The sequence below is a fragment of the Leptobacterium flavescens genome (assembly GCF_010671605.1).
Lineage (GTDB): Bacteria > Bacteroidota > Bacteroidia > Flavobacteriales > Flavobacteriaceae > Leptobacterium > Leptobacterium flavescens.
Window position 1 is genome coordinate 125649 of the sequence record NZ_JAABOO010000004.1, and the last position, 15092, is coordinate 140740.

A 15092-nucleotide genomic window follows, 5' to 3' on the forward strand; every position below is an offset into this window, starting at 1 on the left:
TTCACACCTTTTTTGTACTGGTAGCGAGAATATATTTTGAATTTTCTTTTCGTGCATTTTATTTACCTAATATTTTAGAAATTGATTCCCTATCTACTTTTAGTGCTTTTAAAATGTACTCAGCATAACTTTTATTTGATGTTTTATATTTATCAAATTCATTCATCAAATCAGCAGCAAATAATCTCTCATTTACAGTCATTCCAGCAATCCCTTCAACTTTCGAAACTCCGTCCATTACTTTTCTTTGTAGATCAAACCAGGTTATTTGTCTATTAATCCTGTTTAGAATCTCCTTATCGTCATCATTATGAATATCTCTTAATGTGTATTTTGGATTTCCAGGGTCAGTAACCTTTTGAAATTCGTTAATACCTAAATTGAATATAGCTTGTCCGAATCTCTGCTCCGGATTTTTTTCCAAATAAGATTTTATTAACTCAATTATTTTACGGTGTTCGGGTTTCATTCAAATTGTAGACAACGGCCTCGTGTATAAATCGGTTTATTTACATGCTGTTTCAACAAAATCCTCCTTCTTATCATCGTATACAAGGCATTTCCGCTCAATTAAGACCATTTCGTTATTGACAACCTTGTAGGTTGCATTTATATGGCCTTTTCCTGCACAACACTGATTGTGTTCGTAAATAAGTTTTGAGTCGTTATCAAATTCTAAAGAAGTCCCGTTAAAATTGCTTTTTAGGTACTTTCCCGAATCCGGATCCCTTAAAATGTAAATGCTTGAAGTATTGGGTCCGGCATAGCTGGCTTCAAAAACAGAAAAATCTTCAATTCCGTCAAAGTTATAATCCCCGACACTTACATTATCTATCGCCAGGAGTTGACAATCCAGCTTTATGGCCTGAATTAATTTGTCCGTTCCTTTTTCAAATACTTTTACACCGGATACTCTGGCATCAGCACCCGTTTTTTCTTTGGTGATTACGGTTTTAAAATAATGTTCTTTTGTGGAGTTTGACTGGATTAATTCTTTGGTTTTCCTTTCAGCATTATCTCCGTAACTAATGTCGAAATCCTTTTGTAGTTTGATCTTATACGTTCTTGTAGCATCGGCACTGATCCATTCTCCATTAATTTCCCTGTTGTTTTCTTCGAACTTTTCAAAAACTAAAGTGGCAGAAGTATTTCCGTCCTTATCTTTTTCAAAGAGTGTTAATTCTCCGTCTTTAAGATTTCCGTTTATGGTTATCGGGCTATCGTATTTATCGTAAACATAATACGCCTGTGAAACGCCGTCACTGTAGTGATGCATAACCAATGTAACCGGAGAAGTTCCTACATGGCCGGAGTAGCTTGACTGACTTTTCCCGCTTATTGAAAACAGGAGGAATAATATTAAAGCGCTTAATCTCATTTTATCTAATTGGTGTTAACAGGTTGACCATGATCTCTCAATAAGATCAGTTTTTTCTTAAAGTTAAGAAAAGTTTTTTCTCTTAGCCAAAATATGGCTGATATACACAGTTATTTTTTTGTTAATTGTGCATTGTTGTAAGTTGTTATTTTTCTATTTCAGCAAACTTTTCAATATTACGTTCTATATAATCAGCTACTTTTTTATGGACTATTTTTTTAAATTCTTTATCGTAATAATAATCCTCAATTTTTTCAGTGGATTTTAATTCCTTGTATCCATCCGCGAATGAATTCCACCTTTTATTCCAACTCTTAGATTCATCGTTAAAAACTGATTTCAATTCTCCGATTTTAGATATTTTTCCTGTCAATTCAGTCAATACAGCATTGTAATCTGTCTCTAACTCTTCAATTCCTAATTCTTCCCAGGCTTCAGCAGTTGCAATTATAAATTCTGGTCGATTAAAAAGAAATTGATAGACACCACCATTGTTAGTATCTCCATTAAAAGATAGAAATACCCAAAATAGTTTTTGTTGATGAGTTAATTTACTCCACAATTCGTCATAACTTTCAATTTCACTTTGTTCAATGGTCTCGTCAAAGAGTTTATACATATACTCCCACATTCGATTGTCGTATTCGTCAAATTCGTTCCAATCGTATTTAGTTTTTATAGACTCTAACCATTCTTGACTTACTTTTATTGATACTAAAAGTTCGTTTTGATTTCCGTCATTTAGCGAATATAATTTGCTCGGTAATTTTGATTCTTCACTTTGTTCAGAATTTGAGTTTTTCCTAATGAAAAAGAAAATCACAAGCCCAACAATTATTATTCCTATTAATATTTTCATTTTAAATGCACTGTAGTGGTTTCAGCTATAATTTTATCTCGCCAAGGTACGATGAATTGTGGCTATTGTTAGCAACTGGTTTTAATCCAGTTCAGAAGTAATTTCATAAACAATTCGTTTACCAAAGTCACTTTGTGCTAAAAAATCCTTGACTTTTTGATTAATTATATCAGATTCAGACTTAAGAGCCATCCAAAAGTCCCACTGATCATCAAATAGGTCAGCATGCCCCTCATTCCGAACTAAGTCCACAGTTATTACATTGTCCTTTAATCTAAAGTACTGACCATCTCCATAGTGAAGTCCGTCATGTTCAGCCAGATTTGATCCCAAATTTTTAAATTCAGAGTCACTACGTTGAAATTCTTTAGAAACAAATTCAACAAAATCTACAAAATTCATTTCCGTTCTACATTTTATATACTCAGTCATTTGCTTGCTGTTAGCGGCCCCGGCTATGCTTTGTATCGCGAGGGCGTGATGGATTATTTTATTTTTTAATAGTCAATTATGTCGTCGTTGTGCTTTTCTTTCAGATATTCATTGACCAATTTATTATAACATTCCTTTTCGGCTTGAATTAAACAACCCATTCCAAAAGTTTCAATATTGTATTTATCCTTTAGTTTTTTCGCTAATTCTGTATCGTAACCAATTCCAAACTGAAAATATTTGATTTCTCCTTTTTTTAAGTCAGTCGCAAATCGTTTTTCCATTTCTTCGCAACTTTCTAATTTAGAGTATTCCGCGAATCGATTTTGGAATTGTATGCCTTTATAATTTTTAGCTATCAGATAAATGTTTAAAACTAAACTAAGACTAAACATAACTGTCATGACTAATGTTAATCCTTTATGCCAGTTTTTATTGAAATAATATATCCCTGCACACAAAAGTCCAATTCCAAAAAATATTTTAGCATATTCCAATTCAACAGGACCATAACTGGACTCCGTTAAAATATTATTCTTGCTGTATATGGACAAGACTAAGGCTGAAATGCTCAGGATCAGAAGTATATATTTTGTTCTATTGTTCAATGTTTTGTCAAATGTTAGATGGCGTATAGATCATTGCCATTGTTATCCAACGTTTTTATTTAGGTTTGTTGGATTATTAATCCAATTGAAATCAGAATAAAGTTAATCAGTAATGCTCTTTTTATACTTATTTTTTTATTTATCAGATTAAATCCAATTACAATTCCGATAATCGCAAATATGGAATTCATTATTAAAACCCAATTAGGAATATAAAAAGTAGGATTGAATTCAGTGAAATGATACCTGTACAATAGGTCAAGACTGAACCAAGTCCAGAATAAATTCAAAATGATAATTAGAATTCCAATTAATTTATTTTTTATTTCGTTTCGTACCAATTTTTTTGATCTAAATATTTATCATAATCCTCATCGTTCATTTTAAACAGAATCTTAGAATAATTACGAGATTCTGTAATATTCTTTTTTTCAAGAAAGTCAGTTATCAAATAATGAATAAAAGGATGCTCAATATCATCCATTTTCAAAGTCGAATATCTTTTACGAGACTTAGGGTACTGTTTCCAGAATCTCTTATAGTCGCTATAAATCTTTTCTGTTACCTGGGAGATTATCTGATTCAATAATTCTGTTGGTATTTGATTGTCAGAAATTCCAATGTAGTAATTTTTGATTTTCGAGTGGAATTCTCGTTTAGGTTCTATTCTATTTTCAGTTTTCCAAAAAAGCATTTATTTCAGCTGTAATTCAATATTCTCGTGTTCTTTGATAATTTCAATTATTCGGTCATAATATTTTAGTTCGGATTTACTTTTTTCGCTTCGATGCCATTTTAAGATATATTTCTCTTCAACATCGTGAACTCCAAATCCACCGTACAAAACATCATTAAATGCATTGAGATTCCGTCCAATTTTCCAATTCAACCCGAAAGTCATTTTCGATTCTATCTCTCGATAAAATCCTTTCATATTTGAAAATTTATTCCCGTTTATCTCTATTATTCTCATTTTGGTAAATCTAATTATTAGTAAAGTTCTTAGGGTTATGTTTTCCTGACTTAAAGATAAGAATTTGTAGGAAATATACTAATTTTTATTTGTACCGGAATCTGTTTTTTCCTTTAAAACAGTAATAACAAGCTTGTTTTTCTTTTGCACCACTTTTATTTCTTTGCCTTCCGTAAAACCCAGGGCTGCCAGCCATTTACCCTGAAGCCGTATTTCCGGAACACTTATCGTATCCCAGCTACGGATCCTGAATTTACTATAGATCTTTAGTTTTCTAAAGGTGCTCATTTGTCGTATAATAATATGACAATGATAATAAAAGAAAATGAGTTGTCAAATAACTGTATGACAAAATTGTCATATTATTAATTGACATTTGTTTTATGACCAAAGACGAACTAAAAAGGAAAATAGGGAAACGTATCGTCGAGTTACGACTGGAGAAGGGCTGGAGCCAATCCGACCTGGCACGGGCCTGTGAAAAGGACCGACAAGCCATCGAAAAGCTCGAGAACGGCAAAGTAAACCCTACGCTTTATTCGCTTTTGGAGATCTCCAAAGCTTTAGAAGTACCTTTAAAAAAATTGGTGGAGTTTTGACTTTTTTATCATAGTTAAGTAATCGCGTACAATGTTTGATATAAGATTAGTTAAGCGTTTTAAGAAACTAATTTAATAATACAACAAACTAAATAGAAAATTCATCAAGATTTTCATGATTATGCTTCTCTAGTGATCAATTTTTTGTGATTTCAGTAACGGACTTCTATGTATATGTCTTCCAAACATTCATTAAATTTTTCAATATTTCTATTCGCGAAAACTTAAATAATTGCTTATTCATAATCAATCTGTCAAAAGCAATAAACGTAACAAAGGATTGAATTATAGCTGTATTCAGGTCGTTATTATCGAAAATTTCAATTTGATTTAGTCTGGTAAATGAGAATATTACTAAACTGATGAAAAATGATAAATAAATTATATATTTAATTATCCCATTATTTATCAAACTTAATGTAAAATCAATTTGTTTTTCTTTTCTATTATTCGGTTTGTCATTATCTTGAATTAATATTACTCTTCTCATTATTTTTTCACTAAAGCTTACTACCACAATTGACCATATGGTCAGGACTAGATATAGTTTTGTCGCAAATAATAAATCAACATTAAATAAATATTCAGGAACATAATGTATGAAAATAGTTATAGCGGCTAAAGGGCCTAAAATTCCATAGATTGATGCATATAGAAATCCGAAAAACGGCATCAAGAACATTAAGATCAAATAAGGAACTGCTAGTATAATCTTAATAATATTAAAAATCCTATTTTTAGGAAGCGTCCAACTAAATATGGAAATTCCCATATATAAAAAGAAATAAGCAAGGTTATTTAGTCCTTTAAACGACTCTTCCGAGAAAAAAACAAACGCTAAGAAAATTACAACAAGGGAAATTGATATAATTAAGGAGAGTGAATTTTGCTTAATCCAGTTTGTAAATTTCATTGATAGATCGGTTTGTTGCTAATAGCCTTGTAAAGAAACGTTGCCATCTTATAAGGCGACTATGATTTTTTAGCCTTTGTTAATTGTTGAATTTCTTTATCTATTTCTGTTTCAATTTGTGGTTCAGTTATTTCTACACCTAATTCAATTTGTTTGTGCACTACATTTTTCACTTTTTTAGAAGTCGACCTTACATTTAAACTTGATGAATTCAAATCTTTGTAAACAATACTAATCAGTAAAAATCGACAAATAGTTTTTAGGTTGTCATATTCTTCAATGTCCTCTGTCAATATTGTTATGGAGTGATTTACGTATACAATATTTGAATCCAAAAGAAACTCATTGATTGCTTTCTCAACAGTTTTAGTTATTGTAAACTTGGCATCATCATTAAGTTTTAATTTGAATATTTTATGTTTAGTTATTGACATATTTTTCAATTTTACTGAATGATACTTTTATTTTATTAGTTAATTTAAAAATATTCGATAGGACTTCCTTTTGTTCCTTTTCTGGGAACTTATCAACTGAATCTAGAAGATGTCTAATTACATCTTGTTTTGTAATACTCGCTTTGCTATCTTCTGGTAAAAAAGATTTAAAATGAAGAGAAAGAGTATTTATGATAGGGGTCTCAATTTCTTCTTTATATTCAAAGGCCTCATATTTTTTACTAAAAACATCAAGAGAACTTAATGATTCACAATACTCATTGAACGCATTTACATAGTTTTGTTGTGGGAATAAATCTTCAAATGTTCTATCTTTTTTGTCGTTGAAGATTGTATTGATTTCAATTTCTTCCCAGTTAGGATCCTTGATATTATTTTTGTAAGATTTGTTTTTCTTTATGCCTTCAGCCTCACTATCGCTGTCCAATATTACAATTCCAGATAATTTCAAATTGTTTTTACCAAGATAGTTAATTGCTTGAGGGATATTTGCAACTCCATCCGCATTATAAATATTCATCCATTCTAAATCTTGATATTGTTCAAATTGAAATATTCTATGAAACCCCAATTTTTCTGTATTCCCCTCAACGATTAAGTTTATGTCTCCAATTAAGAAACTATCATTTAACATTATCCCTAGCTCTTTACGTAGTATTTGATATTTGTTCAAGAAAGGTTTTTTATTGATTTTTGTTCCTACGGTAGCTGATTTATTAATAAATAGCAGGGAGTCAATACAGTTTCGTACAGCTAAAAATGGATTGTGAGTGGTGTATAAAATTTGCGATGATTCTGCAATTTCATCAAACGACTTTAATAAATCTTTAGCACCTTTTGGATGAAGACTATTGCCTGGTTCATCCAACAAAATGACAGTATTTCTCCCTTTGTTTAATTCTTTCGAATAAAGCTTGTTAACCAAAAAGGAAAAGTAGTATTGAAAACCGGGACTTCTTTCACTAATGGAAAAACTCTTGCCAGAATTATCTCTAATTATCAAATTAAGCCGATCTCCAAAAGTAGGAGCAATTTTAATATTTATACTTTGATCTTGCTTATAGTGTTTCTTGAAAATCGTATTAAGTTTTATCTCAATATCAGATAAAAATGTAGTGACAAAATTAATATCAGGATTATTTAAATCATTAAAATCTTTGCACCCACCAATTAACAATAGTTTTCTAAAGGTTTCAAATTTTTTATCGTTACCTAGTAACTCATTAATTGTTGATGGTTCGATGAGTAAATCTTCATTTTCATAGTATTGAATATCGGGGTATAACTTCTCAAAAAATTGATCGTAAAATGTCGCTAACCCCTCTATGTTTTTTGATAATTCAAAACCAAACTTATTTTTCTCGATAATACTCAAGGAAATATTTAAAAAACCATTTCCCCATCTTTTTAATTGTAAAAGGCAATTTTCTGAATGCTTGGGTAAGTTCGCAAATTGATCATCCGTTAATAATGGTTTAGAAATTTTTAAAAGCTCCGAATAGTCAGATTTAGATAATTCAAAGATTCCTATTACAACAGGTAATCCATTAGGGTAATTATCCGAGCTTTTGTTTAAAAGAGTTGACTTAAGTTCGGTATCTAAAACATTCAAATATTTTGTAGCTAGAATTAAACTTGATTTTCCACTTTCGTTCTTACCTACAAAACAAAGTTGATTAGTGTTTATCTCAATTGTTTCACTCTTTATTGACTTAAAGTCATGTATTTCAACAGATCTTAATTTCATACTATTTTGGATAATAGGTGAGTAGAATTGTTATCATAACGTACCCATTATTTCCATTCCATGGGATAATTTTAATATCCTCATTATCAATTTTCCCAATTTTAGATTCATTTGCCATTAACCAAGTATCTCTTTTGTCTGTGGCGGTTTTTATTGCAACGTCTAACTGCCCAATTTGATGATTTGTCCCAGTGAAATAAATTGTTTTTTTCATTTATATTTTTTTATACTTCTTATTTATTTTCAACGAGTATTTAATCGTGGTTAGCGTATTCCTTATGAATCGTAATTTATCAATAAGCGACTATGATTTTAATTCTCGTTTTCTTTTATTTGAGTTATTAACTTAACAAACTCCTTAATCTTTTTCTCATTTATATTATTCGTTTTATTATAGAATCCATGTATCAAATTATTCCGTTGATGAAAGCTATTCTGTAGGAAATTATACTCTGCCTTATTTACGATTCCATAACTAAACAACTCTTTAATAAGACTCTCAATATTTGATTTGCTCTGTTTTTTGTAAGTAACAAGTTGGTTTCTTGAAACGGCTTCAAAAACCACCCAGGCATATAAAAAAGCTGGTTCTAAGAAATTAGCTTGGATAAGTTCATTTATTTCATTAAGTCTTCTATCAATTTCCTCAATTTCTACAAAATTGCTCAATAAGTGTTCATTAGAGATTTTCTTTTTTGGATTTGTTAGTACTAATTCAAATTTCCATTCTTTTTGTCTATTAATTAATTCTATATAATTTGTTAGTTTATCAGAAGATTTTATAGATGATTTTGATTTTACTTCAATTATTAGTTTTTCATTTTCACTAATTGCGATCAAATCTGGTTTATAATCATCAAGGAACGGTGGTACATTTTCCTTAGAAGGGTATGTATATACAAGATACCCTTTCTTTTTATATTCGTTTGCTAGCTCTCTTACCTTTTTTTCTTCAAGTTCTATATAATAATCTTTCTGCATCATAAGTCATTTTGATTTGTGTACTGCTCTACTCTAACGTGAAGAAAATCCACACCATTAATAAACCCCTCAACCACTATTGGTGCTGCGTTTCTTATTCTGTAAGAACCATTAATATCCTTTTTCCTGCTTTTTGTTTCCTGAATTTGATCATCATCTAGATAGACTAAACCTACCAGTGCATCTTGGATAGGTTTTATTATGTTATCCACATCTGGACTGTGCGTATCATAGTAGTATGTTACCGAGAATGTCACATCATTGGCTAGAGGCTGGACTCCATTTGGTAAAACAGCTTGAGCGGCCTGTCTAACTTCTGCTTTCCAAGCTTGAAGCCTACCTCTATTTCTAGTTTGTAAGGAAACGGGAGGGCCTTGAATAGTAAATTCTACTGGTAACATTTATTCATTTTCATTTCTAATGAGATCTAATTAGTGAGTAAACGGACTGCATTTACTCATCCCTAAAACTACCGATTTTTGAAGAAAATTCAATACTTCTTGACGGTTTTTCGATTAATAGTGAAGGAATTATGGGAAACCATAATTTACGTATGGAAGAAGGGAGCTACTATTTTTTCCCGAAAAGCTTTCCAAAAATACCCTGCATCCGGTACTGCCGGATAAAAGCGCCTTCTTCCGGAGTGACGATAGGTGTATCTTTTCTTTTGGCTGAGATGGCATAACCCCTCAGGCAGTGAAAAAAGGCTGCAGGCTTCTTTTGTTTTAAAGCCATTTTTAAAGCAGCGATAAAGGTGATCGTCCGGCCGTAACGCATTTTATACATGGCTTCGCCCTGGGCGTATCTGGCTTTTTTATTATAGGATTTCCCGGTAGGGCGCAGGTGTTTTACTTTCAGGTCGGGGTCGGTATAGATATCAAAGCCGTGGCAACGCGCCAGGAGCTCATCTACCGTGTCCCAGCCCATAGAGCTTTTAAGTCCGCCGATGGCCGTATAACAGGCCTTGCTATAGGCTTTAAAGGCCCCGCGAACATGGTCTTTGTTCATAGGGTGGTTGAGTTCCCAATTACCATTTGTGGTTTCCTCATAGGCAAAGCCTCCGGCAATCCCCGTTTTGGGATGCTCCTTAAAAATAGCAGCCACTCCTTCAAAATAGTTGGGAGGGAGGATGAGGTCGGCATCCAGTTTTACAATAAAGTCGTAGTGCTCATCCAGGGCAGCGTAACCGGTAAGAAAAGCATTTACTACCTTACTGCCGGGCAGGTGCTCTCCGGAGGAGACCTTGTTTATCTTTTGTATCCAATCGTTTTTGGAAGCATAGCTGTCTATAATGGCTTCGGTACTGTCTGTAGAATTATCGTTAACGATCACCACTTTTTTAGGGAGCAGCGTCTGCTGCAACAGGGAATCCAGGGTCAGGGAAATAAATTTCTCTTCGTTGTGGGCCGGAATAACGATATAGTAATTCAATGGCAAGGCTTTTTCACAAAAATACTAAGATTTTCTTTCCGCATAAACGATATAGTAGCGAGGGGTAAAAGCCCGGAGCAACGGACGCAGCCCCAGCTTTTTTACAGGGTTGGTCCATTTTTTTCTGGCCTTGATCTCCCAGCCTGCCTTTTCCAGCAGCCAGTCGAACTGCCAGTCCTCAAACTCGTGGTAATGGCGGTCCCACATATCGGTCTTGCTGCGGTAGGCCGGAGCAAACCACAAACGCAACGGCACACTGGCCACCAGTTTGTTAGCTTTTATTTCCTTTAGTACGTTATAAGGCGCTATAAGGTGTTCAAAGATCTCGAAGGCGGTTACCACCTCATAATCTTCTTTTGTCACGGCAGAGACGTCCTCATCCAGATCCTCGCCGGTAGTATTGCTTACCGTATAACCCTGCTGCTCCATGATCCCGGAAAAAGGGTTCCTGACCCCCAAGTCCAGAATAGCGGACGGAGGGTTTATATGGGTCTTTAAAAATTGTATGGTTTCTTTATAACGCTTGCTCGGAAAACTGTTCTCGTACATATTAACATTTGTAGACCACGGCATTTATATTCATACCCGCGCCTACGCTTGCAAATATAACAACATCTCCCTTATGTATTTCCTGATCCTCCAGTTTTCCGTGTTTTACCATGTCAAAGAGGGTAGGCACGGTAGCCACCGAACTGTTCCCCAGTTTATGGATGCTCATCGGCATGACGTTTTCCGGAACTTCCCTGTCGTACAGCCTGTAAAAACGCTTCAGGATGGTCTCGTCCATCTTTTCGTTGGCCTGGTGGATAAAGATCTTTTTAAGGTTATCTATAGATTCCCCGCTTTTGTCCAGGCAATCCTTAATGGCCTGGGGTACCCGGGTAGCCGCAAATTCATAGATCTTGCGCCCGTGCATCTTAATATAGCGGGTATCCCTGCAGAGCTCCTTGTTATAGGAATTCCCAAAAAAGAGATAATAAGCTTCATCATAGGTAAAGGAAGCGGTCTCCGAAGCCAGGAAGCCTCCTTCTTCATTGCTGGCCTCCAGCACCACAGCACCGGCCCCGTCTGAATAGATCATAGAGTCGCGGTCGTGCTTGTCGATCACCCTCGAAAGGGTCTCAGAACCGATAACCAGGCATTTTTTTGCCATCCCGCATTGGATATAGGCTTTTGCCTGAATAAGGGCCTCTACCCATCCCGGACATCCGAAAAGGATATCATAGGCCACGCATTTTGGGTTTTTAATTCTGAGGGAATGTTTTACCCTGGAGGCAAGGCTGGGAAGCAGGTCTGACTGTACCGTACCGTGACGTACATCGCCGAAGTTGTGGGCCACAATAATATAATCCAGCTCTTCCGGATCGATAGCCGCATCTTCAATGGCTTTTTCCGAGGCAAAGAAAGCAAGGTCGGAGGAAGTGTAGTGATCTTTGGCATATCTTCTTTCCCCGATCCCGGTAATAGCTTTGAATTTTTCAATAATAACATCGTTGGCATATTCAAACTGACTGCCGTCATTGTTTAAAAATTCATGCTCAATAAAATTGTCGTTGTGTTCTACCAAGGCGGGAACATAACTTCCCGTTCCTGTAATTTTGATACTCATATAAGGTGTTAGTTAGGTTAGTTGCGGGTAAATATAGGTTAAATAAATTGGGGTCTCTATGCATGCATAATAATTAATACGATGGTCAAACTTCTAATGAAACGCAGAATGTGAGAGGAATAGTATAAAAGGAAATAAAGAAAAAGCCTTCCGTTTTAGATGGAAGGCTTTGTTATATAGGTGTTTAGCTTCTTTTTTTAAGCTTCTGCATAGGCCTCAATAGGGGCACAGGTACAGATCAGATTACGATCGCCATAAGCATCATCTGCCCTTCTTACCGTAGGCCAGAATTTGTTATCGGCAATATAATCAAGCGGATATGCAGCCTTTTCCCTGGAGTATGGGAACTCCCAGCTATCGGCCGTCAGCATCGCCAGGGTATGCGGTGCATTTTTAAGCACATTGTTCGGATCTTCGGCAGTTGCCGCATCAATTTCCTTACGGATAGAGATCATGGCATCGCAGAAACGATCCAGCTCCTGAAGGCTCTCACTTTCGGTAGGCTCTATCATAATAGTTCCTCCCACCGGGAAAGAAACCGTAGGCGCGTGGAAACCGTAGTCCATTAAACGCTTGGCGATATCTATTACTTCAATTCCGTTCTTTTTGAACGGACGGCAGTCTACGATCATTTCGTGGGCAGCTCTTCCGCGTTCTCCCGTATAAAGTACATCGAAATGCCCGTCCAGCCTGTTCTTGATATAGTTGGCGTTCAGGATAGCAAATATGGTAGAGTCCAGAAGACCGTCTGCACCCAGCATGCTAATGTATCCGTAAGAGATCAGGCAGGCCAGGGAGCTTCCCCATGGTGCTGCAGAAATAGCAGAGATGGCATTTTCACCTCCTGTACCCACAACCGGGTTGGAAGGAAGGAAAGGAACCAGGTGCTCTGCCACACAGATAGGTCCTACACCGGGTCCGCCACCACCGTGAGGGATAGCAAAGGTCTTGTGCAGGTTCAGGTGACACACATCGGCACCAATAGTAGCCGGATTGGTCAGTCCTACCTGGGCATTCATATTGGCCCCGTCCATATATACCTGTCCGCCATTCTCGTGAATGATCCTGGTAATTTCTCTGATCGAGGATTCAAAAACCCCATGAGTGGAAGGATAAGTGACCATCAGTGCAGCAAGGTTGTCCTTGTACTGAACCGCTTTTTCACGAACGTCCTCCACGTCTATATTTCCGTTCTCATCGGTCTTGGTAACCACTACCTTCATTCCTGCCATAACCGCAGAAGCCGGGTTGGTACCGTGGGCCGAAGCCGGGATGAGACAAATGTTTCTTTCAAGATCGCCCCTGGACTGGTGGTAAGCGCGAATTACCATTAATCCGGCAAACTCACCCTGTGCCCCTGAGTTGGGTTGAAGGGAAGTTCCGGCAAAACCGGTAATTACATTTAACTGATGTTCCAGGTTCTTTAAAACTTCCTGATATCCTTCAGCCTGATCAAGCGGAACAAACGGGTGGATATTTCCCCACTGTGCCCAGCTAAGCGGAAGCATTTCGGAAGCGGCGTTCAGTTTCATTGTACATGACCCCAGAGAGATCATAGAATGGTTAAGCGCAAGATCCTTACGCTCCAGTTTTTTGATATAACGCATCAGTTCGGTCTCCGAATGATAGGAATTAAAGACCTCGTTCTCCAGGTAAGGAGTCCTTCTTTCCATTCCCGCAGGGATGGCTTTCAGCTCTTTAAGTTCTGTAATACTGATGGCATCCTTTCCGGCAGCTTCAGCAAAAACCGCAATAATAGCGTTGATGTCCGCCACCGAAGTAGCCTCGTTCAAGGCAACAGATACGGTATTTTCATCTATATAGAGGAAGTTGATCTCCTGCTTTTCGGCAATCGGTTTGATCTTAGCTGCATCAGCCTTAAGGGTGATAGTATCAAAATAAGCCGTATTTGCCTGGTAATAACCAAGTTTTTCAAGAGCATCCGCCAGGGTAGTGGCAGAGCTGTGTACTTTACCTGCAATATATTCTATCCCTTTAGGACCGTGATATACGGCATACATTCCCGCCATCACCGCCAGGAGTACCTGGGCCGTACAGATATTGGAAGTAGCCTTATCTCTTTTAATATGCTGTTCCCTGGTCTGAAGGGCCATTCTTAATGCAGGGTTACCGTTGGTGTCTTTGGTAAGCCCGATGATCCTTCCGGGAATATTTCTTTTGTATGCTTCTTTGGTAGCAAAATAAGCTGCGTGGGGTCCGCCGTATCCCAGAGGGATCCCGAAACGCTGAGTGGTTCCCACTACCACATCGGCACCGAGTTCTCCGGGAGAGGTAAGTGCCGCCAGACTAAGGATATCTGCCGCCATGGCTATTTTGATATCGCTTTCTTTTGCCTTGGAAATAAAACCGCAGTAATCGTGTACCTGCCCGTATTTTCCGGGATACTGAAGGATAGCTCCGTAAAAGTCATCCCCGAAACCAAACTCTTCATGATTCCCCACTACCAGTTCTATATCCAGGGGAGTAGCCCTGGTTTGAAGTAGTGAGAGGGTTTGCGGAAGGATCTCCTCAGAAACAAAGAATTTGTTCACCTTGTTTTTCTTCTGATCCCTGCTTCTTACATCATACAGCATGGTCATAGCTTCTGCAGCAGCCGTGCTCTCATCCAGAAGGGAAGCGTTTGCCAGTTCCATTCCGGTAAGGTCGCATACCATGGTCTGGAAATTTAAAAGGGCCTCCAGCCTTCCCTGGGCAATCTCTGCCTGGTAAGGAGTATAGGCGGTATACCATCCCGGGTTTTCCAGGATATTCCTTTTAATGACCGAGGGCGTAAAACTCTCGTGGTACCCAAGACCGATATAGGATTTGAATACTTTGTTCCTGTCAGCTAATTTGTGAATATGGGTAAGGAATTCATTTTCGCTTAAGGCCTCCGGTAAATCCAGTTCGGATTTTAAACGGATATCGTCGGGGATCGTCTCATAAATGAGTTGATCCAAACTATCAACTCCCACAGTTTTAAGCATCTGCGGGATATCACTTTCTCTAGGGCCTATGTGGCGTAAAGCAAAAACGTCTGTTTTCATTCTAATGTATTGATAATAGTTCTATTAAAGTTCGCAAAATTACATATTATATTTATTAAA

Annotated in this window: 18 protein-coding genes; 1 reads left to right on the plus strand and 17 read right to left on the minus strand. The window is 36.6% G+C overall.

Annotated elements, in window-relative coordinates; all coding sequences use genetic code 11:
- Positions 1-58 precede the first annotated feature (58 nt).
- The 7 genes from GWK08_RS16780 to GWK08_RS16810 all read right to left on the minus strand — a co-directional run bounded on the left by GWK08_RS16780 (position 59) and on the right by GWK08_RS16810 (position 4538).
- Entirely contained in the window at positions 59-469 is a 411-nt protein-coding gene (locus tag GWK08_RS16780) for a hypothetical protein (RefSeq protein ID WP_163608410.1), read from the minus strand.
- 36 nt (positions 470-505) lie between these two features.
- Positions 506-1378: an XAC2610-related protein gene (locus GWK08_RS16785; protein WP_163608411.1), complete on the minus strand. Its 873-nt coding sequence runs from the start codon at positions 1376-1378 to the stop codon at positions 506-508.
- A gap of 145 nt (positions 1379-1523) precedes the next feature.
- A complete protein-coding gene (locus GWK08_RS16790; protein WP_163608412.1) occupies positions 1524-2237 on the minus strand; it encodes a DMP19 family protein in 714 nt (237 codons plus the stop codon).
- 81 nt (positions 2238-2318) lie between these two features.
- Complete coding sequence (locus GWK08_RS16795) at positions 2319-2639, minus strand: hypothetical protein (protein WP_163608413.1); 321 nt, start codon at positions 2637-2639, stop codon at positions 2319-2321.
- 95 nt (positions 2640-2734) lie between these two features.
- Positions 2735-3277, minus strand: coding sequence for an FEKKY domain-containing protein (locus GWK08_RS16800; RefSeq protein WP_163608414.1), 543 nt, complete (start codon positions 3275-3277; stop codon positions 2735-2737).
- 694 nt (positions 3278-3971) lie between these two features.
- Positions 3972-4250 carry a barstar family protein gene (locus tag GWK08_RS16805; protein ID WP_163608415.1) on the minus strand — a complete coding sequence of 93 codons (279 nt, stop codon included), beginning with the start codon at positions 4248-4250 and terminating at the stop codon, positions 3972-3974.
- Between the two features lie 78 nt (positions 4251-4328).
- Entirely contained in the window at positions 4329-4538 is a 210-nt protein-coding gene (locus GWK08_RS16810) for a SymE family type I addiction module toxin (protein WP_163608416.1), read from the minus strand.
- A 95-nt stretch (positions 4539-4633) separates the two neighbouring features.
- Here GWK08_RS16810 and GWK08_RS16815 point away from each other — a divergent pair, with 95 nt between their 5' ends.
- On the plus strand, positions 4634-4849 hold the full coding sequence (locus GWK08_RS16815; protein WP_163608417.1) for a helix-turn-helix domain-containing protein: 216 nt from the start codon (positions 4634-4636) through the stop codon (positions 4847-4849).
- A 166-nt stretch (positions 4850-5015) separates the two neighbouring features.
- Here the strand turns inward: GWK08_RS16815 and GWK08_RS16820 are convergent, their stop codons facing one another.
- The 10 genes from GWK08_RS16820 to gcvP form a co-directional block, all read right to left on the minus strand.
- Positions 5016-5762, minus strand: a complete 747-nt coding sequence (locus tag GWK08_RS16820; RefSeq protein WP_163608418.1) for a hypothetical protein — start codon at positions 5760-5762, stop codon at positions 5016-5018.
- Positions 5763-5821: 59 nt separating this feature from the next.
- Positions 5822-6196 (minus strand): hypothetical protein, encoded by a 375-nt coding sequence (locus tag GWK08_RS16825; RefSeq protein ID WP_163608419.1) that lies wholly within the window; start codon positions 6194-6196, stop codon positions 5822-5824.
- On the minus strand, positions 6183-7964 hold the full coding sequence (locus GWK08_RS16830; RefSeq protein WP_163608420.1) for an ATP-dependent nuclease: 1782 nt from the start codon (positions 7962-7964) through the stop codon (positions 6183-6185). The genes GWK08_RS16825 and GWK08_RS16830 overlap by 14 nt, the downstream gene beginning before the upstream one ends.
- 1 nt (position 7965) lies before the next feature.
- On the minus strand, positions 7966-8178 hold the full coding sequence (locus tag GWK08_RS16835) for a hypothetical protein (protein WP_163608421.1): 213 nt from the start codon (positions 8176-8178) through the stop codon (positions 7966-7968).
- 98 nt (positions 8179-8276) lie between these two features.
- Positions 8277-8948, minus strand: coding sequence for a hypothetical protein (locus GWK08_RS16840; RefSeq protein WP_163608422.1), 672 nt, complete (start codon positions 8946-8948; stop codon positions 8277-8279).
- Positions 8945-9346 carry a RusA family crossover junction endodeoxyribonuclease gene (locus GWK08_RS16845; protein ID WP_163608423.1) on the minus strand — a complete coding sequence of 134 codons (402 nt, stop codon included), beginning with the start codon at positions 9344-9346 and terminating at the stop codon, positions 8945-8947. Before GWK08_RS16845 ends, GWK08_RS16840 begins: the two co-directional genes overlap by 4 nt.
- 169 nt (positions 9347-9515) lie before the next feature.
- Positions 9516-10376, minus strand: a complete 861-nt coding sequence (locus GWK08_RS16850; protein ID WP_163608424.1) for a glycosyltransferase — start codon at positions 10374-10376, stop codon at positions 9516-9518.
- 24 nt (positions 10377-10400) lie between these two features.
- Entirely contained in the window at positions 10401-10925 is a 525-nt protein-coding gene (locus GWK08_RS16855) for a class I SAM-dependent methyltransferase (protein WP_163608425.1), read from the minus strand.
- Position 10926: 1 nt separating this feature from the next.
- Entirely contained in the window at positions 10927-11985 is a 1059-nt protein-coding gene (locus GWK08_RS16860) for a 3-oxoacyl-ACP synthase III family protein (protein WP_163608426.1), read from the minus strand.
- A 197-nt stretch (positions 11986-12182) separates the two neighbouring features.
- Positions 12183-15032: an aminomethyl-transferring glycine dehydrogenase gene (gene gcvP, locus GWK08_RS16865; protein ID WP_163608427.1), complete on the minus strand. Its 2850-nt coding sequence runs from the start codon at positions 15030-15032 to the stop codon at positions 12183-12185.
- Positions 15033-15092: the final 60 nt, after the last annotated feature.

What these genes read in the sequence shown, in the direction of transcription:
- GWK08_RS16830 (WP_163608420.1), bottom strand. Translation starts at nt 7,964, where the DNA reads ATGAAATTAAGATCTGTTGAAATACATGACTTTAAGTCAATAAAGAGT.
- GWK08_RS16820 (WP_163608418.1), bottom strand. Translation starts at nt 5,762, where the DNA reads ATGAAATTTACAAACTGGATTAAGCAAAATTCACTCTCCTTAATTATA.
- GWK08_RS16860 (WP_163608426.1), bottom strand. Translation starts at nt 11,985, where the DNA reads ATGAGTATCAAAATTACAGGAACGGGAAGTTATGTTCCCGCCTTGGTA.
- GWK08_RS16815 (WP_163608417.1), top strand. Translation starts at nt 4,634, where the DNA reads ATGACCAAAGACGAACTAAAAAGGAAAATAGGGAAACGTATCGTCGAG.
- GWK08_RS16855 (WP_163608425.1), bottom strand. Translation starts at nt 10,925, where the DNA reads ATGTACGAGAACAGTTTTCCGAGCAAGCGTTATAAAGAAACCATACAA.
- GWK08_RS16790 (WP_163608412.1), bottom strand. Translation starts at nt 2,237, where the DNA reads ATGAAAATATTAATAGGAATAATAATTGTTGGGCTTGTGATTTTCTTT.
- GWK08_RS16845 (WP_163608423.1), bottom strand. Translation starts at nt 9,346, where the DNA reads ATGTTACCAGTAGAATTTACTATTCAAGGCCCTCCCGTTTCCTTACAA.
- GWK08_RS16835 (WP_163608421.1), bottom strand. Translation starts at nt 8,178, where the DNA reads ATGAAAAAAACAATTTATTTCACTGGGACAAATCATCAAATTGGGCAG.
- gcvP (WP_163608427.1), bottom strand. Translation starts at nt 15,032, where the DNA reads ATGAAAACAGACGTTTTTGCTTTACGCCACATAGGCCCTAGAGAAAGT.
- GWK08_RS16825 (WP_163608419.1), bottom strand. Translation starts at nt 6,196, where the DNA reads ATGTCAATAACTAAACATAAAATATTCAAATTAAAACTTAATGATGAT.
- GWK08_RS16810 (WP_163608416.1), bottom strand. Translation starts at nt 4,538, where the DNA reads ATGAGCACCTTTAGAAAACTAAAGATCTATAGTAAATTCAGGATCCGT.
- GWK08_RS16780 (WP_163608410.1), bottom strand. Translation starts at nt 469, where the DNA reads ATGAAACCCGAACACCGTAAAATAATTGAGTTAATAAAATCTTATTTG.
- GWK08_RS16840 (WP_163608422.1), bottom strand. Translation starts at nt 8,948, where the DNA reads ATGATGCAGAAAGATTATTATATAGAACTTGAAGAAAAAAAGGTAAGA.
- GWK08_RS16805 (WP_163608415.1), bottom strand. Translation starts at nt 4,250, where the DNA reads ATGAGAATAATAGAGATAAACGGGAATAAATTTTCAAATATGAAAGGA.
- GWK08_RS16785 (WP_163608411.1), bottom strand. Translation starts at nt 1,378, where the DNA reads ATGAGATTAAGCGCTTTAATATTATTCCTCCTGTTTTCAATAAGCGGG.
- GWK08_RS16795 (WP_163608413.1), bottom strand. Translation starts at nt 2,639, where the DNA reads ATGAATTTTGTAGATTTTGTTGAATTTGTTTCTAAAGAATTTCAACGT.